This is a genomic window from Sporolactobacillus sp. PKPK-6 (genome assembly GCF_056678885.1).
Map to the genome: position 1 here is coordinate 592,877 of NZ_JBWXPA010000001.1, position 24,296 is coordinate 617,172.

Here is a 24,296-nt window from a genome sequence, read left to right on the forward strand (position 1 = left end):
TAAAACTTCAATTTATTTTGCATAACTTAGAAAAAATTAGAATTGTATTAATGTGTATTTTTTCTTGCCACGGCGGACAATAACATATTCATCGTCAATTCGATCATCATTCGTCACCTGTGCATTCAAATCCATGCAACGCACCCCGTTAATATAAATTGCGCCATTAGAAATATCTTCGCGTGCTTGACGTTTGGAAGATACAACACCAGCTTCAACAAGCAAATCAAGCAGCCTGACCGCCTCTTTGGTTGTCGCGTTAAATGTCGGTACATCTTTAAAGCCCTGCTTAATTTCCTCTCCGCTCAGTTGTGCAACATCGCCGCTGAACAGCGCTTTTGAAATGTGTTCTGCCTGCTGCAATGCATGTTCACCATGGACCAGAATGGTCATTTCTTTAGCAAGTGTTTTTTGAGCCTTTCGTTCTTCCGGGTGTTCCTTGACCTCTTTAGCCAATGCTTCAATTTCAGCTTTCGTTAAGAACGTAAAATATTTTAAGAAGTTAACGACATCATCATCTGATGCATTGAACCAAAATTGGTACCATTCATACGGGGTTGTGCGCTCAGGATCCAACCAGATTGCTCCGCCCATTGATTTGCCGAATTTAGTACCGTCGCTCTTTGTGATTAAAGGAAAGGTCATGGCAAATGCTTGTTCTTCATGGCCGCGCTTCCGAATTAATTCCAAACCGGCAGTGATGTTGCCCCATTGATCGCTGCCTCCGACCTGCATTCTGCAATGTTTTTTCTCATAAAGGTTGAGGTAATCAAAAGATTGCAACAGCATATATGAGAATTCAGTAAACGAAATACCTGCTTCCAGCCTTGTCTGCACGGAATCTTTGGACAGCATATAATTCAGTGTGAAATATTTGCCGACATCTCGTAGAAATTCAATTGCGGACAATGAATTAAGCCATTCTGCGTTATTAACAAAGGTCGCATTTCCTTCATCAAAATGTAGAAAACGATTCAATTGACCTTTCAAGCTCTCTGCATAGCTGTCCACTACCTCTTTTGTATTCAGCTGCCTTTCCGTTGAACGACCGCTTGGATCGCCGATCATACCTGTACCGCCACCGACAACAGCAATTGGATGATGCCCTGCTTTCTGCAGACGCATCATGATTACAATGACGAGTAAGTTTCCTGCATGCAGACTGTTTGCAGTTGGGTCAAAACCGCAATAGAAGGTCAGCGGCTTCTTCAATGCCTCACGCAATGCTGTTTCATCCGATACTTGATTAATTAAACCTCGATACTTTAAATCATCAATAATATCCATAATTGGTTCAACCTTTCCTAATTAAATTGAATCTCTTTCATGTTAAAAAAGTTACTGCTAAAAGTTAAAAAAATAAAAAGCGCTCCTTAAAAAGGAGCGCTGATCGCACGGTACCATCCTTGTTAACTGATAAAAAAACAGTCACTTAATTAACTCATAACGGCTGCAACCGTCCTCTGCTACTAATTGAATATATGTTCACAGAAGATACTCGAGGAGGTAATTCGCTGCATCGATTGCTGCAAGGCTCGCACCAAACCGCCTGCTCTCTTAATAGCCGTTTCGACCGCTACTTATTCCTGTCATTGTTTTTCACTATATAATGTATAGTCATTCTGCCACTTTTTTTGATTCCTGTCAAATTTTCAATAACGAACTGATTCGTAAACTTTGACTTATCCTACAATCTTATTCATGCGTTCTTATCATTGAAACTATTTGCTTCAGTAAAAGAAAAAAGCACTGCTTTGCAAGTGCTTTTTTCGAATTGATTTATTCAACAGTTACTTTGATGTCTCCATCACTCTCATCAACGTTCATTTTCTTCGCATTACCATGGTCAATAAGCAAGTCGGAAATTTGATCCTCAACCTTCTCTTCAAGAACCCGACGCAATGGTCGTGCGCCAAATTCGGGATTGTAACCGAGCTCTGCCAATTTCTTTTTCGCTGCATCCGTGACACTCAACTCGATGCCCTGTTCAGAAGCTGCCACGCGGATATCACCTAACATTAGATCGACAATGGAAAGCAAATCTTCTTTTTTCAATGCATTGAATTTGATAATTCCATCCAAACGGTTCAAAAATTCAGGCTGGAAATAATCTTCAAGCTGTTTAATCATATCTTCACGACTGCTTGTTGTTCCAAAACCGACCGAAGCAGATTTATTCTTTATCCCGGCGTTGCTTGTCATGATAATAACCGTATCTTTGAAGCTTACCGTTCTTCCCTGGCTGTCTGTCAAGCGACCATCATCCAAGATTTGCAGAAAGATGTGCATTACGTCCGGATGTGCTTTCTCAATCTCATCAAGCAAAATAATGCTGTATGGTTTGCGACGAACTTTCTCAGTAAGCTGTCCGGCTTCGTCATGGCCTACATAACCCGGAGGTGCTCCGATTAAACGAGACACTGAGTGCTTTTCCATGTATTCACTCATATCAAGACGGATCATTGAATCGCGTTCACCAAACATTTCTTCAGCAAGCGTTTTTGCAAGCTCGGTCTTTCCGACACCGGTTGGTCCTACAAACAAGAACGAACCAATTGGACGTGTTGTTTTGCGAAAGCCTGTGCGATTGCGGCGAATGGCACGTGATACTTTTTGGACGGCTTCGCTTTGACCGATTACTTTTGCATTGAGGCGGTCAGCCAAATTACGCATTTTGTTTTGTTCATCAGCCTGCAATTTGCGAACCGGAATCCCTGTACGTGTCTCAACAATTTGCTGAATCAGTACATCATCAACAACCGCATCTTTGCCGGTAACGGGCAATTCAGAACCATTGGCTTTGATTTTCTCCAACTGTTCCAACTGCTTCTGATACGCATGTTCTTGATCACGAAGACGTGCAGCAGTTTCAAATTGCTCATTTTTTGTCGCTTCTGCCTTAGCCGCAGAGATCTCTTCAATTTTCTTCTTAACACTCTCTGTATCAACAGGAGTAAGATTCAAATTAACCTTAGACCCCGACTCATCCATTAGGTCAATTGCTTTATCCGGAAGAAAACGATCCTGAATGTATCGCGCCGACAGCGCCACGCATGCCTTGATTGCTTCATCCGTATACCGAACATGATGGTACTTTTCATACTTCGATTGAATGCCTTTTAAGATCTGAATGGTCTGTTCCTGAGTCGGCTCATTGACAATGACCGGCTGGAAACGCCGCTCCAAAGCTGCATCTTTTTCAATTTTGCGGTATTCATTCAAGGTCGTCGCGCCGATAATTTGCAATTCGCCACGAGCAAGTGCCGGCTTCAAAATATTTCCTGCATCCATAGATCCGCCTTCTGCAGACCCGGCTCCGACGAGCAAGTGTACTTCATCGATAAAGACAATGCAGTTCTTCCGCTTTTCAATCTCAGCCATCAACTGTTTCATTCGCTGCTCAAATTGACCTCTGATTCCTGTACCCGCAACTAAGGAAGCAACATCAATCAGATAAATTTCTTTATTTGCCAGCTTTGCAGGTACCTTTCCTTCGGTAATCTTTAAAGCGAGTCCTTCAGCAATCGCTGTCTTACCAACACCTGGCTCTCCGATAAGGACCGGATTATTTTTATTTCTTCTATTTAGCGTTTCAATAACTAATTGAACTTCGCGCTCACGACCAATGACCGGATCAATTTTTCCCTGTCGTGCAGCTTCGGTCAGATTTCTTCCGACTTGATCCAGAAATCCGCCACGACGGTGACCACCGCCGCCACCTCCCGCTGACTTTCCGTTCATCCCGTCAAAATTCAAACCGTTTTCCTGAGCTCTATTTTCACCGGAGGCCATTGACGGTTGAATAAAGCTGCGGAATAAATCATCAAATGGCGACCCGCCGCCCTGAAAAAATGAAGGCATATTAAAATTATTTTTCATTTTTGCGTAGCACTCCTCACAAAGATGAAGATGTTTTTGCTGTCCATTAATCATTACATTCATTTCAACAACTGCTTGATTTAATTTACACTCATCACAAAGCATAAGATCAAACCTCCTTCAGTTTGATTTAATGTCAATTAGGATTTGGATTCTTTTGACCTTATTTGACCTTATGACTATATTATAATCTGACCTTCTTTGACTTTCAAGTATAAAGGATAAAAAAATAAAAAACCTCTGCAATGACGATATTTGCAAAGGTTGTTAACCATATCAGTAAAAATTAATTATTTGACGATCATAACCGGGCATTGCGCGAGTTGAAGCACTTTATTGCTGACACTCCCTAGGATCATCTGTCCAAATGCACCCATTCCTCGGTTGCCCATAATAATTAAATCTTTCTTCGTATCATTTGCATAATCACAAATTTCTTGTGCCGCAATACCGTAAAGATGTTTTTTGCGGAACGTCACAGATGTATCTTTAGATGCTTTTTCGATAGTGTCGTCGAGCATCTGATTTCCTTCTCTTTCTTCAACCTCTTTGACATCCGCATCCAGTGATGGACCGACCATAGAATAGAAAGGAAAATAGACTGGAGATGGGCTCACATAAAGTAATGTAATTTCGGCATTCTTCTTTCCTGAAGCGATCGAAACTGCTTCATGAACAGCGCGGTTTGCCGGCTCAGAACCATCAACAGGAACGAGAATCTTATACATAATCATCACCAACCTTCCAAAACTCTTTAACTTACTACACCTATACTATACCACCTTTCAAAATTTGTAAGCGTATTTTAAGACAATAATTCCCTAATTTTATGACATTTTTTCTACACTTATAACAATGATTAAAATTTCCGATTTTCGAAAAAAAAGCTGTTTCAAAGCCAAATATTCGACTTAGGAACAACTTCTTTAACATTGCTTGATTCCATTTGAACTAATCAATTTTATTTAAATACAGTTTTCACTACCTTTTCCGAAGAATGCCCGTTTTCAAGCGAGCAGAACTTATCAAAAAATGCATCAAAACGATCAGATACGGCAAATCCGGATGCTGCAATGTTCTGCACAGCCTGAATTACTTCCTCTGTTGTCAAAACAAGCGGTCCTGGTGCTTTCTGTTCAAATTCAAAATAAAAGCCGCGCAGGTGATCACGATAGTCATCAATATCATACGTAAAGAAAATCATTGGCCGTCTTAAATTCGCAAAATCAAAGAAAACGGATGAATAGTCCGTAATCAAGAGATCAGAGATCATGTAAAGTTCACTAATGTCCTCATGATGTGAATAATCATAAGCAAATCCTTCATATTCAGTTAAATCAAGGTTATCAGCAATCAAGTAGTGCATGCGCATGATGATTATGAAATCTTCTCCAAGTTCCTTTTGCATGCGTCGCAGATCCAGATCCAATTCAAAACGATAACGACCTTTACCATAGAATTGATTATCACGCCATGTCGGTGCGTATAAAATAACTTTCTTATCTTTTGGCAAGCCAATTCGATCCTTAATTGCATCGATCGTTTCTTGATTATTCTTCTGATATAGAAAATCGTTGCGTGGATAGCCGGACTCGATCATTGTATTCTCAAAGCCGAACGCACGAGCAAAAATTTCCGATGAATACCGGTTTGGTGATATTAAATAATCCCACCGAGCAGACTCTGCCAGAAAATTCCGTTTGTACTTCTCAGTATTTGTTCCTGGCATGTGTACTTCTTCCATATCCAAAGCTAGTCGTTTTAATGGTGTTCCATGCCATGTTTGAAGATAAATCGTGTGTTTCGGTTTTGACATCCAAAGCGGTAAGCGCACATTCGTCACCCAATAATTAGCACGGGTCATGAGCATCAGCCATTTCCATGAAAAACGCTTGACGTACGGCAATTGATGCTGTTCAAACAATTCTGTATACTTGGCGTTAGCGCTCCAGATCAATTGATATTCAGGGCAATGCTCACGCATATACTCATAGATCGCACGCGGATTGCAACTGTATTGGCGACCGAAAAAGCTCTCAAACATCACTAAATTCTTTTTCATCGGCAGATGAGAAAGGGCTTGAAATGTTCGGTGATAAAGAGATGTAAATACTCTGCTCTTCTTTACACGATTCAAGCCGCGTCTTGCTTTCCCTTTAAGTGCATCAGCCACGGTATACGGCGCGATGCGGAAAGCAAGGCTGTGATTGCGATTTCGCTTCACAATCAGGCTCTTCTTCAATCCATTCAGTTTAATGATGTGGCGGCCAGTGATCACCTTATGTCTGGCAAGAATACGCACTGGACGTTCAGAATACAGCATCCCGTTCTTTTTGTGAGTCAGTTCCAGCCTGAAATACAGATAAACGGGCTCTTCGATATCAGCAAACTGCGATGCAATGGGCTTGAGATCAATGGCAAGAGAAAAACCTGCCCAATCATAATTACGATTTAAAGATGCGGCAGCCTCTGTTAAATCCGGACGTTCTACATTCTCAGTCCGCCATTCCGCAATGACCTCTTCTTCGCTGTTTAAAAGCATGATTTTCTTTTGGATATCAGGCTGCGAAAGCACATCAGAAAACGGGAAAACAACATGTCCTTCGAGAGTAAGCATAAAAGTTCTGCTGATCTCCGCACGATCAATTCGAGCCATTACGTGAACTTCCTCAACACGCAGTGAAAGGCCATTCTTTTTTGTATAAAAAGGAATGAGCATTTTGTCTTGCTCTTCATTATAGAGGCTAAACAAATCGAGCGGTTGCAGCGGTCGCAGTGCATGCAAGCGAATAGTCAAGCGAAAACCCTCTTCGAGCTCACTTCGATCAACAATCTCCATCTCTTCAGTCTGAGCTTCGTCCAAATTTGAATAGACCTGATCTAATAACGACTGGTCTACAGGTACAGATATGAAAAAGTCCCAATAGTCGCGTTCAAACAAGCGATTCTGAATTGCCGGCAACATAATTTTGATCTTTGCATCCCAATAGTCATTTTCGTCTTTGCTCACAGACTCAATAGGAAATACAAACGCAGCATCGCCAAAACGATCGCACACGTGTATTTCCATGCGTTTTATGTAACTTTCATCTGCCATTGGATTGAAACGAATGGTGACGTTCCATTCTCCCGGACTCGCCTCAAAACTTAAAATCCGTGGTTTTATTAATTTTTTTATCTGTTTTTCGGCTTGCTCACTGATCATTTCCCCTGCTCCTCCTAGATGTAGTAGGATCTATCCATTCATTTTTACTCTTCTTGTTTTTTTTATTGGTTGTAACCACTATGACCATTACTCCATTCATTTGTTCATACAGGCAGTCAAATAATCCACAATCTTACTGCTCGACTGACCCGTTGAATAGCGATTCCATTTCTCCGAAAAAGCCGCAATTTGCCGCAAGTCAAAGGTGTCACGCTTAATCAGCCGAATGACTTCATCAGTGGAGTTCGCAACTGGCCCTGGAACCATTTGCTCATAATTTTCCCATAATCCCCTGTTTTTTTCATAAGAATTCAAATCATATGGGAAAAAGATCATCGGACGATTCAGCAATGCAAATTCAAAGGGAATGGATGAATAATCAGTCACTAAAAGATCCGTACCGAGCAGTAACTCGTTTACGCTGTTCCATTTGGAACCATCAATTAAAAACTTATGATCCCAGCTGAGATTAATCATTTTTCCTCTGTCAGAAGGGTGCAGACGAAGAATCAGCACGTAATCTTTGCTGAGTTCTTCCTCCATCCTATTTAAATCGAGTCCAAGCTCCTCCAGAGGCTGATCTCTGAAAGTTGGTGCATATAAGATGATTTTCTTGCCCGAACTCATTTTGTTTAACGAATCTTTTATCTCTGCCTGCTTCTTTAAATCAAAAAAAAGATCGGTTCGCGGTATCCCCAAATGAATGAAATGGGCATCACCTAAACCGAAGGACTGCCTAAAAATCGCCTCCATGGCATCGGAACCGACAACAATCTTATCAAAGTGCCGATATACGGTTGAAAACCGCGCACGCGCACGCGCAGACCTAAAGGTAACTGAATGATCTTTTAAACCAAACGTCTTAAAAGCTCCGCATGCATGCCAAAGCTGGATGCATAATACATCTTTTTTAAAATTGACCACCGAAAGAAAACCGAAATAATTATCAACCACAACCAGTTTCGCTGTCGCCAAATGATAAGCTGAGCGAACAAACTGCCATATATTCATGGTTTCAAACGGAATCACCATTTCACCTGTGCTGCCGAAATGAGTGAAAACAGCTTTTCCTCGGCACAGAAAAACAACTTCTGTTTCAGATCCTCTGTGCTTCATTTCATCATAGACAAATTGATTATTGTCTGTATAAGAACAGACAAAAACGATCTTCCTGTGAAGCCTAAAAATTTTGCAGAGCGTAAAAATGACTTTAAAAAAAACAAGATAACAGTTAATCAGAAATTCCTTAGCCATTTTTCACAGTAAACAAATCATGTTTGATCTTTGTGGTTGAAATACCAACTGTACGCGGCAGATAAACAACTTCACAATAATCTTTCAGAAAATCAAATTTTCCCTTCCAGTCATCACCCATGACAAAGATATCCACATCATTATCTTTAACATCGGCGATCTTCTGGTCCCAATCCTTTTCAGGGATTACCTTATCGACATAGCGAATCGCTTCGAGAATCAACTTGCGGTTCTCATAGCTGTGGTAGGCCTCTTTATGTTTCACGGCATTAAACTCATCCGTCGAGAGCCCGACAATTAGATAATCGCCAAGTTCCTTCGCGCGTCTCAATAAATTGATATGTCCATAGTGCAATAAGTCAAAGGTGCCGTAGGTTAAAATTCTTTTCAATTTAATTCGCTCTCCTTAAAAATCACAATGTGCGCAAGCCCATCAATCCATAACAGTAACTAAAGTGTCTACACAACATTTATTCTGCCCAAACGCAGTTTATCAAATCAAAAATACAGGCTTATATGACCTGTCAAACACTCACCTTTAATGGTTCGACATAAGCTCTAATTCAATGGCACGTATGAATACAAGCATTCTACATTTTGCGTCCCTAAATGTCAATCGGTGCGCCGCATTTAGGCTCTAAACACCCATAATTTACTTAACAAAAAGTTAACACTTAAACCAATGAGTGTACTGATTAATTTATTTATGTACAGAGGCAGAAACAACATGCTGTGCATAGCCAGCAAAGTGATGCCCAGTACAGCGAGATTCAGAACAATAAATCGAATCAATCGTGAAAGCGACCGTTTGGATTCTGAGAACGTAATTTTGGAATTCCAAATATAACTATTCAGCATACCGGCGCCATACGACAGAACCTGTGCAGCTGCATAAAAAATGGAGAAAAAATGTGCCAGTACAAAAAATACAATAAAATCAACTGCCGTGTTACTCACGCCAACGGAGCCAAAAATAAATGCTTGTTTGATCCATCGCCATTTTAAATTATCTTTTTTTATTTTTTGATCAATGTACTGCCCTCTACTTCGGCTACTCATGGAACTTATCCTTTTCACTTAATTTTTTATTGTGCAGTGTATTGATTTCTATAGTATACCGTGGTCTCTTTTTTGTTTCCGTGAAGATCTTGCCAATGTATTCGCCAATCACGCCGATTGCCATGAGCTGCATACCGCCAATCATCCAGATCGACAAAATCAGTGAAGTCCAGCCGCTAATTGTATGATCTAGAAACCAATTGATCAACGCATAAGCAGCAATTGCGCCTCCAATCAATACAAAAAGAAAGCCGATACTCATCACCAATTTAATTGGCACAATGCTGAATGAAGTAATGCCGTCGACTGCGAATGCAAGCATTTTCTTCAACGGATACTTTGATTCACCTGCATACCGTTTTTGGCGGTCATAATACACTTTAGACGATTTGAAGCCGAGCAACGGGATAATGCCTCGAATAAAGAGGTTCTCTTCTTGATAGCGCATGAATTCCTGTACCGCTCTTCGGCTGAGCAAACGAAAATCCGCATGGTTCGGTACCAGGTTAACTCCCATTTTAGCCATGAGTTTATAAAAAACACGTGCAGTATTTTTTTTAAAGAATGTATCTTGATCACGCCGTTTCCGTACTCCGTAGACGACATCAGATCCCTCCAGATACTTGTAAACAAACGCAGGAATCATTCGGGCATCATCTTGCAAATCAGCATCAATAGTGATGACACAATCCGCTTCTTTATTCACCGTTTCAATACCTGCAATAAGCGCATTCTGATGCCCAAAATTTCTGCTCAGCCTTAATCCTTGTATTGACGGAACAGTTTCAGCGCGTGCACTTACAAGCTGCCACGTTTTGTCCGAGCTTCCGTCATCGACAAAGAGGATAAAACTCTTCCGGCTGATCGTGCCCGTCTCTGACAAAGAATTAAGGATCCCGGTCAATACCTTTATTGTTTCTGGCAGTACAGCTTCTTCATTGAAACAAGGAACAATAATGCAGAGTAGTAGTTCTTCGTTCATAAATATCCGCCTGTCTTTTTGGCACCCCTGCCATTTTGCATGTTCATTCATACAAATCTGCAGGCCATTATTTGTCAGCCATTTTAGTATAGCGCTGCACTCGATTGCTAAAAGCAAAATGAAATTCTTTTCACAAAATTAGGTTTGTTTGACGCTCACACATGAGACAGTGCATCGATTGCAAAGCCGGACCAGCTCTCCATTCGATCATAAACATCAGGGTTTCTTAATTCATCAAGTGTATTCCAGCTTCCTTCCAATTTGTCCTTTTCACGAACATCGACTTGAGCATCATTCGGCAAGACGATGACGACAAGAACTCCGATGTGAACTTTGCCGACTTCAGATTTATCATCATTAATTAAACCAATGGTTTTCATGTCTGCGGTTTCGGCATTCTGTACAATTAATTCCTCATTGATTTCTCGATCCAAATTCTGAGCAAGGACTTGCTGAAAATCATCTGCGCCCTTAACTTCATTCATATGTCCTCCGACCCCGATCGATAATTTTCCATAAAGGCGTTCTTCGCCGCCTTCGCCTAACCGCTTATATGTAAAATAGCGCTCACCTTTCTTCAACACTGCATATGGAATAGGCTGCTTGTATAACGGATTCTCTTCCGCATCGCCCCGTCGCATAACCAAAAAGTGGTCAGACATTCTTTTCTTTAACGTGGCAACCGATTGTTCGTATCGCTCTGTTCCTTGAAAAACAAGGCTGCTGTCTCCAGCTCCGAATAAATCAGATCTGCCTACAACAATTATTTGTTCATCCATTTTTCCCATCTATTATTCCTCCAAATCACAACATACTCAATCACAAGGTTGGGGTAATCATACGCTCTTGTCAAGCAACTGGCGATGAAATCTTACGAAACAACGCGCCTTTGCGTGCTGCTTGAAACTCGGATTTTCCCTTTTCTAAAATAAAAAAGGGAACATAAATGTTCAACCAACAAATAGGCATTCGCATAGATTCAAGGATTGGGCGTTTATTTCATCGCCAAATACCCCTGGTTAACATAGAATATCATATCTCGTGATAAAGGAGTGACTTGAATGGGCAACTTTGGTTTCGGCGGATATCCGTCAAATGCTCCATATGGTGGTGCAAGTGAAGGCTGCGGCTGCGGTGGCGGCTACCCTTCTTATCCTGTAGGTGGCACATCCTGCGGTAGTGGGTTTGCGCTCATCGTTGTATTGTTCATCCTGTTAATTATTGTTGGCGCTGCATTTGTTTGCTGATTAACAGATTATGAAAATGCCCGACGGTATCCAACCGTCGGGCATTTTTCTATAAAATGAGTAACCACTTGCAAAGATTGTGTTTCTTCTTTCAAAGCATTCCATTTTTCGTGTATACTGAAATAGTGTAATTCGATTATTTATTTGGAGGTGAAACCTGGGTATTCATGACAATACTCAGGGCTCATTTGGACGATACCATTGGCTTATTAATCGTCATTTTTTTAATTATATTAACTGCTTTTTTCGTAGCTGCAGAATTTGCGATTGTTAAAATTCGCCCCACCCGCTTGAATGAACTAATCAAGCTGGGCAACAAGCGTGCTGCTGCTTCAAAGAAAATTGTAGATGAATTAAATGCTTACCTGTCAACAACACAACTCGGTATTTCGGTTACTGCGCTTGTCCTCGGCTGGATTGGGGAACCGGCAGTTGCCCACCTATTTAATCCTGTATTTCAGTTGTTTGGCTTGAATAACGCGTTAATTCATACCCTTTCAGTGCTGACCGGCTTTTTCCTGATCACGTTTGCCAGCGTGGTTCTTGGTGAATTAGCACCTAAAGGAATTGCGATCCACAAAGCGGAGCAAATTACACTGAACATTGCCTATCCTCTTATTTGGATACATCGCCTGCTCTTCCCATTTGTATGGCTGCTTAACACATTGTCAAACGGAGTTATCCGCCTGCTTGGCGTTAAACCTGAAGATCAGCATGACAGCGCACTGACCGAAGGCGAATTGAGGCTTACACTGGCCGACAGCTTTAAAAGCGGGGAAATCAGTCAAGGCGAATTACGTTATATGACACGCATCTTTGATTTTGATGAACGAACTGCTCGAGAAATTATGGTGCCGCGAACCGAAATTGTCTGTATCTACAAAGAAGATCCGTTTGAAGAGTCGCTTCAAACGCTGCATAACGAAAAGTTCACTCGTTTCCCACTTGTAGAAGAAGATAAAGACCATGTCGTCGGCATGATTAATATTAAGGACATGTTCACCGATGTGCTGAACAAAGATCTTCAACCGATGGATCACTATATTCGTCCGATTCTATCCGTGCTTGAAACGATGCCGATTCGCACGCTTTTTGAACGCATGCAGAAAGAAAGCATTCATATGGCCATTCTCACTGATGAGTATGGCGGCACATCAGGTCTTGTCACCGTTGAAGATATTCTGGAAGAAATCGTCGGAGAAATTCGAGATGAGTACGACGAAGGCGAAGAGCCGCTAATTAAACGTATTAATCCTGATCAGGCTCTCGTTGATGGCAAATTACTGATCTCTCATGTGAATCAGCAATTTCAAATTGACATCGAAGAAGAAGGAATCGATACAATCGGCGGATGGATTCTTGCCGAGGATCCAAATGTCGAAGTTGGCTCAACCCTTAATTATGATCATGTGACTTTTGAGGTTAAGAAAATGGAAGCCCATCAGATTCGAAAGATTATGATTACTAAGGTTAAAACGGTTCCAAATAATTCTTAATCAGTGAGCATCTTGTAAATAGTAAAAAAGAGGAGCGCTGTTCCGCGCTTCTCTTTTTTGTCTATCGATTTTGTTTTTCAATTGCCTGTCTTAAATAAAGGGGTACATCCAATTCGTAAAGACTGCGGTACCGTGCAGATTGACTGAAAAGCTGATCATGTCTGCCTTGCATGTGCACCTTACCATTGTCCATAAAAATAACTTGGTCCATTTTTTCTGTCCCGGTCAGGTGATGCGTGATCCAAATTAATGTTCTGCCCTCAAGTGTATCAAAAATCTTCTTTAATAAAGTCCTTTCAGTAATTGGGTCTAAACCGACAGTAGGCTCGTCCAAAATGACAATCGGCGTCTTTCTTAATAGTATACGTGCAAGAGCCAACCGTTCTTGCTCACCACCGGAAAAAATGGAACCTGCTTCATGCATTTGAGTATGATATCCTTGCGGGAGCTGTTCAATGAGCGCATCCAACTCCACTTGTTTTGCCGCATTGACGATTTCATCCATCGTTGCCTCAGGACAGCCGAGCGACAAATTGTTCAGGACAGATGTATCAAATAGATGCGGATTCTGGCTGAGAACGGATATTTGTTTTGATCGATCCGACCCAATTTGGTGAGCAGGAGTTCCATTTAAAGTCACCGTTCCCTTTTCAGGGACAAGTGTACCGTAAATTAAATGGGCGAGCGTCGATTTTCCTGCCCCGCTTCGTCCAATCACCGCAAGCTTTGTCCCTTGAGGCAGCTTAAGCGATACATCATGAACGGACCAGTCAACATTTTTTGCATATCTAAACGAGACATGGCAAATATCAATGGTGATCTTCTCAGCAGCTACTTTCCAATTCCCATCAGTTCGAATCTCTGTCGTCTGAGCTTGAGGCGTTTCAATTCTGTTCAGACGATTGAGTGCTCGTTCGTAGTGCGGCAAACGTTCAACTGCTTCTGAGAGAGGCACAAGCGCTTCTGCAACTGTAAATACCACCAGTGCGAATGCAGCGATTAATGTCGGATCAATCATTCCTTCATGAGCAAGGCGCCCGGACCATAGTACCAGAAGTACGACACAAAGACCGACAATTAATTGGGCAGCAAAATCGCGCCACTTTCTGAAAGAATGTAAGGAACGTTCCGCTGACCGCGATTCCCCCTCCAGCTGCTCATACTTTTCAAGAAAACGTTCCTGTCTGCCTGACATCATCCAATCTGCGGAACCCAAAACAGCATCGGTTAATTGTACGTAAAGTCTGTGCCTGCTTTGCGAAATAATGCGATGCCTTTTTCTCATCCATATTAAGGACGCAATTGGAAAGATGAGGAGCAGGAGAAGTAGATATAGTGCCATAAAACATGCGAAGCCTAAATCAAACAGGCCAAGCATTGTAATCCATAACGCGTAAATAATAAGCGCAATTCCGCCGGGCAGTACGGTTCTTAAGAAGAGATCTTGAAGATGCTCAATATCTTCCGAAAGAACACTTAAAATGTCGCCTGTTTTGTATTTTGACTGAATAAACAAGGCGGATCGCTCAAGCTTTTCATACAAATGCGTGCGCATTTCAGAAAGTATTTTTAAGATCGTATTATGGCTTGCCAGTCTTCCCGCGTAATTAAATACTGCTCGGAAGGTACCAAAGGTCCGCACACCAACGATTGGAACATAAATCATCAGTATATTCTCCGGACGCAGGGCTGCTTTGGAAATCAAATAGCCGGATGTAAAAAGCAAGCCTGATGCGCAAAGAATGGCCATAAGACTGAGCAGACCGGCAAAAAGCAAGCCTCTCCAATGTTTTTTTATTGATGGTTTGAGCCACTCATTCATCAGATCCCCTCCAATTGAGAGCGAACCATTGCACGGTACACACCATTTGCTTGAATCAGTTCGTCCTGTGTTCCGATTTCAGCAATCTTACCGTCCTTAATGACGATCATTCGATCCATCTGTTCCATCCAGTGCAAGCGATGCGTCGCCAGCAGAACCAGCTTATTCTCAAATAACCGCAGCATCGGCTTTTTCAGTTCGTATTCTGTTTCAATATCAAGATGCGCCGTCGGTTCATCAAGCAATAAAATCGGACGGTCGCATAAAAAGGCACGCGCCAGTGCGACACGCTGCTCTTGGCCTCCGCTCAGCTGCCTTCCTCCATTGCCTATACGTTCATACAGTCCATTCGGAAAACGGCTCACAAGCGTATCCAGCCCTGCCTCATCTACTGCATGTGCGACCTGCTGCTGCGTTGCTTCCGGGGCATAAAAAGCAATATTATCACGCAGCGACGCACTGAATAGATAAGGATGCTGCGGAAGGTAGGTCACTTGCTGCCGCCATTCACTCGAGGTAAATACCGCAGCTTTGCCATTTACCGTTGTCGTGCCTGAATTTGCGTTTATAAAGCCGCCGATCAAATCGATCATTGTGGATTTACCCGCTCCACTGACGCCGATTATTCCTATCTTTTCGAAACCTGAAAACTGCAGATTCAGGTGATCAAGTGCCTTCTTACTTGAACCCTGATAAGCGACCGATCCGTTTTCAATAGCTAAAACCGCTTGTTTCGACCATCGATCGATATGAGATTCGTTTGTTGTCACCTGTTTCCCAATGGTTTCTTCCTTAGCATAGACATTTAATTTTCGTGCAGCTTCCTTGCCGTCAAGTGTGGCATGGTAATCCTGACCAAGTTCCCGAACCGGCAAAAAATATTCAGGAGCAAGAATGAGCACGGTCAGCGCCGGTTCCAATAAGATATGTCCGTCAACAAGCCGGATACCAAGTGCCACCGCAACAAAAGCGATCGACAGCATTGTAAAAAAGTCCAGAGCGAATGATGACAGAAAAGCGAGGCGCAATGTACTCATTGTCATCGTTCTGTATTTATCACTGACTCGATTAATCGTCTGCTTATGTCGTTTACTAATACCCAGATAGTAAAGTGTAGGCAGTCCTCTTAACGAATCAATAAAGTGGTTGGACAGCACGCGATAGGAGGCCCAGCGATCATCCATCTTTTTCTGTGCAGCGAGCCCGAGTAAAATCATAAAAATGATCAATATCGGCATGGTCAGGAGCAAAATAACTCCGGACATACGATCCGCCCAAAAAACATAGGCGAGAATTAATAATGGAATAATTCCATTCGCTGCCATCTTAGGAACAAAAAGTTCCAGATAATTCCGAGTTTGGAGCACTCCTTCGAGTGCGAGAGATACCATGGACCCGGTCCCTTCTTTTTTCACCGACCGCGGTCCGGTTTCAAAAAGCTTCCTCAGAAATGATTTCCTCAATTCAGAGCTTGTTCGATCAGCAAAACGATAGCAAGCTTGCTTGATAATGAAGATGAGTAAATATCTGAGCATCAATGCAACGAAAAAAAGGAGCAGATCGGAGCTTATGCTCGCAATCTGTTTCCCTGAAAAAAGGCCGGATACGCTCCGGCCCAAATATATCGCTTGCAAAATAATACACAATCCTTGAAATACCGTCAAGAACGCCGTTAATGCGAAAAGCGGCTTGGCGCCTTTATAAGACAACAGTTCCCGATCCATAAACAGGCTTGGCAATCATTTAATCTCGTTGTCACGAGGGCCAAGCGCCCACATCCTTTCCTTACTTTCTCTTAGTATTCCATATGTTCTTCTTTCGAAACTCTCTTTCTAAATACATAATAACTCCAAATCGAATAGCCGAGAACAAACGGAAGCAATGTAACCGCAACAATGGTCATAACAGTTAGTGAGTAGGAACCTGATGCTGAATTGTACACGGTTAAATCATAGGAAGTCTTGATGTTGCTGATCATCAGTCTTGGGAACAAACCAATAAACAATGAACTGATTGTCAGAACAATAACTCCGGCGTTCATTCCGAATGCCCATCCGTCACGCTTCTTACTTAAGAAAAATGCCGACAAAACCAGCAGAACGACGTCCAACGCATAGATCGGATACAGGAACACACCGCGTTTCGCAAACAGATCAGTGACAAAGAATGTAACCACAACAAAAGCAATTGCGGCAACTGCCAGTATCCAAACTATTTTTTTAGCCAAGTCACGCGTGCGCTCTTGAATATCATTCGTCGTCCTTAGGCAAATAAAGACGAGCCCATGATAGAGGCACAAAAGTGTGATCAATACTCCGCCAAGAGCCGTGTACGGATTAACAATGCTCGTAAAGGTTGCATACATATTCATATTTTTATCAATCGGAAGTCCATAAACGAGCGATGAAAAAACGACTCCCCATAAGAATGGGCAGAGCAGGCTGGCGATAAAGATCGCCCAATCCCAAGTGCCTGACCATTTTGGGTGAGCGACCTTCGCTCTGTACTCAAACGCAGTTCCTCGCGCAATCAAGAGCAGCAGGAGGAAAACGAGTGGAACATAAAAGCCGCTGAACAAGGTCGCATACCAGTTCGGAAAAGCGGCGAACATCGCACCGCCCGCTGTAATCATCCATACTTCATTTGCGTCCCAAAACGGCCCGATCGTGTTAATCAACATACGCCGCTCTGTTTCATTACGTGCGACAAACCGCGTAGCCATGCCGACACCGAAATCATAGCCTTCAAGGAAAAAGAAGCCAATAAACAAGACAGCAATTAGAAGAAACCACAGTTCATTCAGTAACAACGTGATATCCCTCCCCGTCAAACGGATCGTTTGATTGAATCGTCATTTTATTATCGAGTGAAGGTCCTTCTTTAAACGTGCGTACAAACAGGTAAACCATGACGATGGCCATAATTGAGTACATGCTCATAAACGCAATGATCGAGAATAGCAGTTCTCCTGCCGACACATTGGGCGACACACTGGCAGCCGTTTGCATAAAGCCAAACACAGTCCACGGCTGACGGCCAATCTCCGTCATTAGCCATCCGGTTGTGCTGCCGATAAAAGGGATAGCGATTGCTGCGACCATGGTGCGTAAGAACCATTTATTATTCAGGAGTTTCTTTTTCCATACAAGGAACGCGCCGACAATGCCGAGCAGACAGAGCAGTCCACCCATAACCGTCATGATGCGGAACGTCCAAAAAGTTGTTTTCACAGGCGGAATATAATTCCCTGGACCATATTTTTCCACATATGCCTTTTGAAGACTTTCGATCCCCTCTACGCTTCCGCTGAATTTTCCGTACGAAAGGAAACTCAGCAAGTAAGGAATCTTTATTTCTCCTGTATTTTTATGATTTTTCGTATCAATCTTTGCAATAACGGTCCACGGAGCAGGATCGCTTGTATTCTGCCAGGTCCCTTCACTTGCCGCCATTTTCATTGGTTGCGTCTTTACCAGATACTGTGCCTGTGAATGTCCGACAAGTGCAAGGAGAACTCCGGACACGAGCCCGATCATTATTGCAATTTTAAATGATTTTAAATAGAAATCCACATGATTTCTTTTCAGCAATGCAATCGCACTGATACCGGCAACAACGAAAGCGCCGGTGGCAAATGAACCGAAAATAGTATGCGGGAATTCAACCCATAATTGAGGATTTGTTAAAAGTGCCAAGAAATCATTCATTTCCGCTCTTCCATTGTTGATATGAAAGCCAACCGGATGCTGCATAAATGAATTGGCAGTCAGAATCCAAAGGGCTGATAAACTCGTTCCAGCCGTAACCAGCCAAATGCAGGTAAGATGAACCTTTTTCGACAGTCTGTCCCACCCGAACAGCCACAGGCCGATAAATGTTGACTCCATAAAGAAAGCAAGCAATGCTTCAATCGCAAGAGGCGCTCCGAAGACATCGCCCATAAATCGCGAGTATTCGGACCAGTTCATTCCAAATTGGAACTCCTGCAGAATTCCTGTCACAACCCCAATCGCAAAGTTAATTAAAAAGAACTTCCCCCAAAATTGAGTCATTTTCTTGTAAATTTCATTATTCTTGACAACATACATCGTTTCCATAATTGACACAATCAGCACGAGGCCGATGGACAAAGGAACAAAAAAGAAGTGGAAAATTGTTGTTGCCGCATACTGAAATCTCGCTAAACTCAATACGTCCATACTCTCTCCTCTTTTCAAGTTGGTGACTTTTCATTGATGCCACCATTTATCTATAGGACATAAATCACATTCCCGACTTCTTCAATCGGGTTTAAATGTACAAAAGTGTAACAGATGTCACATTCCACTTCTTACTTTACAACTTCCATAGCATACTTTCCCCTTTAGCTAATGACAATTTTGTGAACAAAATATGGCGCATTTTTTTCTGTTTTGTGACAAAGCTCATGAAATCCATTGGCCTTACTGACCTAAATTCAATTTTTTCGCTTTCTCAAGACTTTCCGGCCATAGGAATTCTGTTTATAAATACAAAAAGATCCGGCATCGCTACCGGATCCAGATTAATTCAAGATTCATTAATCTCTTTTGTTAAAGTACGCATTCAATTGTCCGCGGATCATGCGTTCCCTCAGCTTATTATCATAACGCTTGCTCTCTTTTTTCTGCATTTCTTTACGTAGTTCGGAAGTCTGCATACCGTCTTCCATTTTATTGGCTATATCCATAAGCGCTTCCACATCTGAAAAAGAATACTTTCGGTTTCCTCGCTCTGTTCGTTCAGGAAAAATCAATTTTCTTTTTTCATAATAACGGATTTGACGTTCGCTGAGACCTGTAAGTTCACAAACAGTTCCGATCGTGATGACTTTCTTGTACAAATAAGCGTCTTTTGGAGAATGCGTCGCCATTCATTTATCATCCTCTCTTCGCAACCAACATGACTCATTAATCACGAAACAATTTTGTAAGATAATATTACATCATTATTTCCCATACATCAATCGGCATGTGAGAATTAATGACAAATGAATGGACGAAATAATTCATCCCGTTTAAACTAATAGATGGGTTATGTACGACGAATGGCTATAGGAGGCTTCTCAATGGAACAGGAAAAAGCGGCAAGTTTAGCAAAACGCATTATTCAGCTTGATCTGAAACGTGACGAATTACTGGAAGAATTAATTATGGTCAGCGGTAATGAGGCACTTGAACTATTAAGGCGTGTCCAAAATGCATAAATAAATTTCTTTACCTGCTCACGTGTGATCGAATATTTTTATAAAAGACAAGAGGTGTGGGTGATGACTGATACACTCACAAAAAATTACGAAGAGAAGAAGAATAATCTCATCGGCAAGATGCTGGATCATGGGATTTTTAAATTTAAAAATCATCAACTCTATGAGCTCTCCTTAACCGAGCTCGAGATTGCTTACAAAAGGTATTTGAAAGATAACTCATATATGAAATAAGCCAGAGGGCTTCCGCCTCTGGCTTATTTTTTCTCAAACCGTTGTGCATGGCCAATATGCAGCATCTTCTAAGCAAAAACGAAGTATCCACGGCCATGGTCCGTACCCTGATTGGATATTAATATGCCCTTGCTCAGGAAAAATCAAACAAGGCACATGAAAGTCAAAATACTGTTTCATTTCCTCTTGGGGCAGAAAGCGGTCATTGGTTGATAAAATTAGTAATGTTTTCTTTGCAATGCTCGGTAATGAAGCTTTATCTTTTGGAAGCGGAAAAAAGTTTTGAATTTCTGGGTTGTCCAAATGCTCAGATGGCGGACAGACCATGATTACTCGATCGACCTTTCTTGCGTTATGCTGTGATGCATAATGGATCCAAAGGATACAGCCCAGACTATGTGTCACCACTACCAAGGGTTCATCTTTAGGAATCTCATCTATGGTCTCTTCAAGACAGTTGATCCAACTTTCTCTTACCGGATGATCCCACTGAGGAAATTGAGGAAACCAGACACGCTCTCCCCTTTTTTTCAATTCTTTAGTCAGCCACTCTTGCCAATGTCCGCTCGTACTGCCGCCAAGCCCATGTAGCACAAGAAAACAGGTCATATTCAGCACCTCATCAGTTAATTACGTTACCTCATAAAGAAAAAATTTTCTTGCCGAGTCCTTGGACACCGGCTGAACTCCCACATTATGTACAACGACATGCACGCAGTTAGCGGAAGTTTCTTCGAAGTTCTTCTTCTCTTTTCTTATACTAGGCACCCGCTAATTTCTTACTCTTTTGCGTTTTCTTTTTGTATTAAAAATCCGTTTAATACATTATATCATCAAATAAGCGGATCCAAGAGATCCGGATCCGCTTATTTTCTATTAGATTGCGAAACACGTTTTTCTTCGTCATCTCTTACTCGATGTGCAAGTCGGCTCGAAGCGTCCGCTGCAATGCTTGCAATCAAATCATCAAGGAATGTGTTGACTTTGCCCTCTTTTTCAAGATCCAGTCGGCCGATGATTTTAGGCTTCACTTTATCCAAATAGCCAAAAGTCGTAGCTGCAATACTGCCGAAACTGGACACAGCACCAAGCGCAATCGTTTCATCTACGCCGAACAAGCCTTCATCCTGATCAACAAGTGACTGCAAAGGTTCAGACAACAGTTTTTTTTCGGCAAGACGATCCAGTTCTATTCCTACGAGGATTGCATGCTGCAACTCTCTTTTGGCAAGTACCCCTTGAACATTCTCCACACATGTATCAATCGTCAATCCGGACATAAATGGCTTCTGTAAATCCAAAACGATTTCAGCAATGTCCTCAACGGTGACACCACGCTCTGCCAAAGCCGCTTCAACGGCATTTGCAATGGCCTGAGAAGTCACTCTTTTTTTATGTGCCGAATAAAAGGTAGCACCCTTCGGCAGCCCAGGTGCGTAGGTCATGCTTTTTGAAAAAGGTTGTTCATTCATTCATCTTTTCTCCTTCCAAAGACAGATCAAGACTTGTCATTCTGTTCATTATTGAATGTTTGCATACAGCTGATTCAAGAAACCGTTCAAAAACAAGGTACGGCTGAAAAGAACGGATAAGACTCAGATCATTCATAAGGAATATTAAAGAAAGCACCAAAACAGTCGCAATAGGCTGATCTATACTGCTGAACGCCCAAAATTACGTAATCCGCCTTCTTTCATTTTATGCTGAAGAACAAAAAGAAATGACGGAAGACTGACAAAGTCACAAAAGTGTTGTAAAAAGCACGTCAAAATGGTTTGCTCGCTCATCGAGAGACTGCAACGTTATCATAGCGTAATCACCCTGTCCAAGCAAGGACGAGCTAAAAACGGCTCTATTTCTGTATGAGAACCTTGATTTTCTTTTTATTCACAAGACACGTGCACTATTTATTTTGAGATCATTTTTTCTTCCGTAATCGTATAAAATCTGTTGCTTTCTCTAAAACTAAATGAGCTTTGTTGTCAGCATGACAGCTGAATCCGGAAGGTGGTATGCGCCCATGAAGGAATTTATCTCCATTTGCATTGAATTAAGTGTCGGATTGTTCGCCCTGCTTCTTCTTACAAAAGTTATGGGCCGGGCATCAATGTCTGAGTCGACTCCCTTTGACTTCATTTCAATGATCGTTGTTGGTGATTTTGTCAGCGATGCAATCTATGATCCGCAAACTCATGTTTTCAAGGTTATTTTTACGATTCTGTTTTGGGGGATTTTGATTTATCTTATTGATATTATTACATTGAAATACCATCAATCACGCGGTTTCTTCGAGAGTCAGCCCGCCTTAATAATCAATAAGGGGCAAATAGATCGGAAAATAATGAAAAAAAACCGTATCGACATGAATCATCTGCAAATGCTTCTACGGGATCGGGATATTTTCTCGTTGCGTGAAATTGAATTTGCTATACTGGAGCCGAACGGTAAAATCTCCGTTATTCGAAAATCAGAATATGAACAAACAAAGCGCAAAGATTTGAAACTCGCTGACGAAGCGGTATCTCTTCCAATCACATTAATCAGTGACGGAACGATTATTGAGAAAAATTTGCCTTTAATCGGTAAAACAGAAGCGTGGCTAATTGACGAGCTGAAAAAACGCTCCATTGAGGAGCCAAGTCAAATCATGATCGCCGAATGGCGAAATGAGGACGGGCTGTTCCTTCAAAGGATACATTCTTAAACCCCAAAAGGTGTATAACTATTCCAAAATTTGCTGGCTCTAGACTCACCTGCAAATGCCAAATGACCATCATATCCTATGCCATTCAGTCGATATCACTTTTCTGCTCATGAAACGATGTGTTCACAACAATTTCATTACCGCACCTGACCTTATACACATTGTCTCCAAAGAAAACAAAGCACTCAATGCGTACAGAATCCAAGTAGCTGTGATCAATAGGTATTTGAAAATTAGTAAACGCCGTCGATTGCTTTGGGTTTATAACGAGTGAATCAGATGGCCTCACCCATATTTCCCCAGACTCATTCTTCTCGCTCCCATCCTCCGTGTCCAAAATTACCCAAACATTTTCTTCTTGTTCGCCTTCCGCTAAAGGCAAATCTTCTTCGTGAACGACATGCCCTTTTAGTGCAGCAATATCTCCCGGATGAAAACGGAAGCAGATTGTCGGCGTATCCAGAGGCAGCGAGCCTGTATTTTCAATGAGCACATCCCCTTGAATCAAACTTTTCTTCCCGCTCAGAATCCAAACGTAATTAATATAGGAAACAGCTCCGTATTTTACTGGATGATGACTGTCCGCATTTGGAACGGGAAGCGTCTCTGTTCGTTTGCGCTCGTTTTTTAACCGATGTTCCAGTATGGCCAGCCGTTTTTCATAGGCTTCAATTCGTCTGTTTTTATCATTAATTTCTGTTTGCACTTCACCAAGCAAGCGTTCATAACCTTGGACACGGCGATGATATTCATCACTTGATAAATCAGATTTCGACCGCTGATTCTGCTTCATCATTTCAATGGTTGCTTCAGCGGAATCAAGCTTTTCCTGAATCTCTTGTTCATGCTGTTTCAGAGTCTCATAATCCTTGTTCAAGCTGGATAGTTGGTGCTTGAGCTTCTCATAACTCTTGTCAACTGCTTTTGTTTTTGCTGTTTTTTCATCCAGCTCTTTTTTTAACTGTGCAACTTCTTCCTTGGCGAAGATCATGCTTTGCTCCAATTTTAGCGCCTTATTCCGATAAAATTTCTGCCTGTCTTCCAATGAAGCTATTGTTAACATGTCCTTTTGGCTGGTCATGACTGGCGCCTCCCGAAAAATGTCATCACTGAAACCAGTATATGAAGGAATAGCTCGTCCATTGCTTGCCCATCTTTTTTTCTACTCAATGTGTCAGTTTTGAAGAAAA

Annotated in this window: 22 protein-coding genes and 1 other annotated feature; of the genes, 5 read left to right on the plus strand and 17 right to left on the minus strand. The window is 41.9% G+C overall.

The window, feature by feature from the left end; translation table 11 throughout:
* Positions 1–36: 36 nt before the first annotated feature.
* From tyrS to AC1MBV_RS02935, 9 genes are all read right to left on the minus strand, one after another.
* Entirely contained in the window at positions 37–1,287 is a 1,251-nt protein-coding gene (gene tyrS, locus AC1MBV_RS02895) for a tyrosine--tRNA ligase (RefSeq protein ID WP_255746045.1), read from the minus strand.
* 89 nt (positions 1,288–1,376) lie between these two features.
* Positions 1,377–1,602 (minus strand) — a binding site (T-box leader).
* Between the two features lie 177 nt (positions 1,603–1,779).
* A complete protein-coding gene (locus AC1MBV_RS02900) occupies positions 1,780–3,984 on the minus strand; it encodes an ATP-dependent Clp protease ATP-binding subunit (protein WP_255746043.1) in 2,205 nt (734 codons plus the stop codon).
* 185 nt (positions 3,985–4,169) lie between these two features.
* Complete coding sequence (locus tag AC1MBV_RS02905) at positions 4,170–4,613, minus strand: universal stress protein (protein WP_480947485.1); 444 nt, start codon at positions 4,611–4,613, stop codon at positions 4,170–4,172.
* A 227-nt stretch (positions 4,614–4,840) separates the two neighbouring features.
* Complete coding sequence (locus AC1MBV_RS02910; RefSeq protein ID WP_304654740.1) at positions 4,841–7,084, minus strand: CDP-glycerol glycerophosphotransferase family protein; 2,244 nt, start codon at positions 7,082–7,084, stop codon at positions 4,841–4,843.
* A 96-nt stretch (positions 7,085–7,180) separates the two neighbouring features.
* Complete coding sequence (locus AC1MBV_RS02915; RefSeq protein WP_255746040.1) at positions 7,181–8,338, minus strand: CDP-glycerol glycerophosphotransferase family protein; 1,158 nt, start codon at positions 8,336–8,338, stop codon at positions 7,181–7,183.
* On the minus strand, positions 8,331–8,729 hold the full coding sequence (gene tagD / locus AC1MBV_RS02920) for a glycerol-3-phosphate cytidylyltransferase (protein ID WP_255746038.1): 399 nt from the start codon (positions 8,727–8,729) through the stop codon (positions 8,331–8,333). Before tagD ends, AC1MBV_RS02915 begins: the two co-directional genes overlap by 8 nt.
* 239 nt (positions 8,730–8,968) lie before the next feature.
* Positions 8,969–9,397, minus strand: coding sequence for a GtrA family protein (locus AC1MBV_RS02925; RefSeq protein ID WP_255746035.1), 429 nt, complete (start codon positions 9,395–9,397; stop codon positions 8,969–8,971).
* Positions 9,390–10,379: a glycosyltransferase family 2 protein gene (locus AC1MBV_RS02930; RefSeq protein ID WP_255746032.1), complete on the minus strand. Its 990-nt coding sequence runs from the start codon at positions 10,377–10,379 to the stop codon at positions 9,390–9,392. Before AC1MBV_RS02930 ends, AC1MBV_RS02925 begins: the two co-directional genes overlap by 8 nt.
* Positions 10,380–10,534: 155 nt before the next feature.
* Positions 10,535–11,167, minus strand: a complete 633-nt coding sequence (locus AC1MBV_RS02935; protein WP_480947486.1) for a hypothetical protein — start codon at positions 11,165–11,167, stop codon at positions 10,535–10,537.
* Between the two features lie 273 nt (positions 11,168–11,440).
* Here AC1MBV_RS02935 and AC1MBV_RS02940 point away from each other — a divergent pair, with 273 nt between their 5' ends.
* Together AC1MBV_RS02940 and AC1MBV_RS02945 are read left to right on the plus strand one after the other, a co-directional pair.
* Positions 11,441–11,626: a YjcZ family sporulation protein gene (locus AC1MBV_RS02940; protein WP_304654739.1), complete on the plus strand. Its 186-nt coding sequence runs from the start codon at positions 11,441–11,443 to the stop codon at positions 11,624–11,626.
* A 167-nt stretch (positions 11,627–11,793) separates the two neighbouring features.
* Positions 11,794–13,122, plus strand: a complete 1,329-nt coding sequence (locus tag AC1MBV_RS02945; RefSeq protein ID WP_255746027.1) for a hemolysin family protein — start codon at positions 11,794–11,796, stop codon at positions 13,120–13,122.
* A gap of 61 nt (positions 13,123–13,183) precedes the next feature.
* On the opposite strand, the gene cydC is transcribed toward AC1MBV_RS02945, so the two are convergent.
* The 5 genes from cydC to AC1MBV_RS02970 all read right to left on the minus strand — a co-directional run bounded on the left by cydC (position 13,184) and on the right by AC1MBV_RS02970 (position 19,835).
* Positions 13,184–14,944 (minus strand): thiol reductant ABC exporter subunit CydC, encoded by a 1,761-nt coding sequence (gene cydC, locus AC1MBV_RS02950; RefSeq protein ID WP_480947487.1) that lies wholly within the window; start codon positions 14,942–14,944, stop codon positions 13,184–13,186.
* Complete coding sequence (gene cydD, locus AC1MBV_RS02955) at positions 14,944–16,668, minus strand: thiol reductant ABC exporter subunit CydD (protein ID WP_480947488.1); 1,725 nt, start codon at positions 16,666–16,668, stop codon at positions 14,944–14,946. The genes cydC and cydD overlap by 1 nt, the downstream gene beginning before the upstream one ends.
* A gap of 71 nt (positions 16,669–16,739) precedes the next feature.
* Positions 16,740–17,753, minus strand: coding sequence for a cytochrome d ubiquinol oxidase subunit II (gene cydB / locus AC1MBV_RS02960; RefSeq protein WP_480947489.1), 1,014 nt, complete (start codon positions 17,751–17,753; stop codon positions 16,740–16,742).
* On the minus strand, positions 17,740–19,143 hold the full coding sequence (locus AC1MBV_RS02965) for a cytochrome ubiquinol oxidase subunit I (protein WP_255749623.1): 1,404 nt from the start codon (positions 19,141–19,143) through the stop codon (positions 17,740–17,742). Before AC1MBV_RS02965 ends, cydB begins: the two co-directional genes overlap by 14 nt.
* Before the next feature lie 359 nt (positions 19,144–19,502).
* Complete coding sequence (locus AC1MBV_RS02970) at positions 19,503–19,835, minus strand: MerR family transcriptional regulator (RefSeq protein WP_255749624.1); 333 nt, start codon at positions 19,833–19,835, stop codon at positions 19,503–19,505.
* Positions 19,836–20,030: 195 nt separating this feature from the next.
* On the opposite strand from AC1MBV_RS02970, the gene AC1MBV_RS02975 reads away from it, so the two are divergent.
* Positions 20,031–20,168 carry a hypothetical protein gene (locus AC1MBV_RS02975; RefSeq protein WP_255749625.1) on the plus strand — a complete coding sequence of 46 codons (138 nt, stop codon included), beginning with the start codon at positions 20,031–20,033 and terminating at the stop codon, positions 20,166–20,168.
* Positions 20,169–20,231: 63 nt separating this feature from the next.
* Positions 20,232–20,402, plus strand: coding sequence for a Fur-regulated basic protein FbpA (locus AC1MBV_RS02980; protein ID WP_255749626.1), 171 nt, complete (start codon positions 20,232–20,234; stop codon positions 20,400–20,402).
* 33 nt (positions 20,403–20,435) lie between these two features.
* On the opposite strand, the gene AC1MBV_RS02985 is transcribed toward AC1MBV_RS02980, so the two are convergent.
* Together AC1MBV_RS02985 and AC1MBV_RS02990 are read right to left on the minus strand one after the other, a co-directional pair.
* Positions 20,436–21,011, minus strand: coding sequence for an RBBP9/YdeN family alpha/beta hydrolase (locus AC1MBV_RS02985; RefSeq protein ID WP_255749627.1), 576 nt, complete (start codon positions 21,009–21,011; stop codon positions 20,436–20,438).
* Between the two features lie 257 nt (positions 21,012–21,268).
* Positions 21,269–21,874 carry a phosphatidylglycerophosphatase A family protein gene (locus tag AC1MBV_RS02990; protein ID WP_255749628.1) on the minus strand — a complete coding sequence of 202 codons (606 nt, stop codon included), beginning with the start codon at positions 21,872–21,874 and terminating at the stop codon, positions 21,269–21,271.
* A gap of 548 nt (positions 21,875–22,422) precedes the next feature.
* On the opposite strand from AC1MBV_RS02990, the gene AC1MBV_RS02995 reads away from it, so the two are divergent.
* Positions 22,423–23,106 carry a DUF421 domain-containing protein gene (locus tag AC1MBV_RS02995; protein WP_480947490.1) on the plus strand — a complete coding sequence of 228 codons (684 nt, stop codon included), beginning with the start codon at positions 22,423–22,425 and terminating at the stop codon, positions 23,104–23,106.
* Positions 23,107–23,191: 85 nt separating this feature from the next.
* Here the strand turns inward: AC1MBV_RS02995 and AC1MBV_RS03000 are convergent, their stop codons facing one another.
* Positions 23,192–24,187: a hypothetical protein gene (locus AC1MBV_RS03000; RefSeq protein ID WP_480947491.1), complete on the minus strand. Its 996-nt coding sequence runs from the start codon at positions 24,185–24,187 to the stop codon at positions 23,192–23,194.
* Positions 24,188–24,296: the final 109 nt, after the last annotated feature.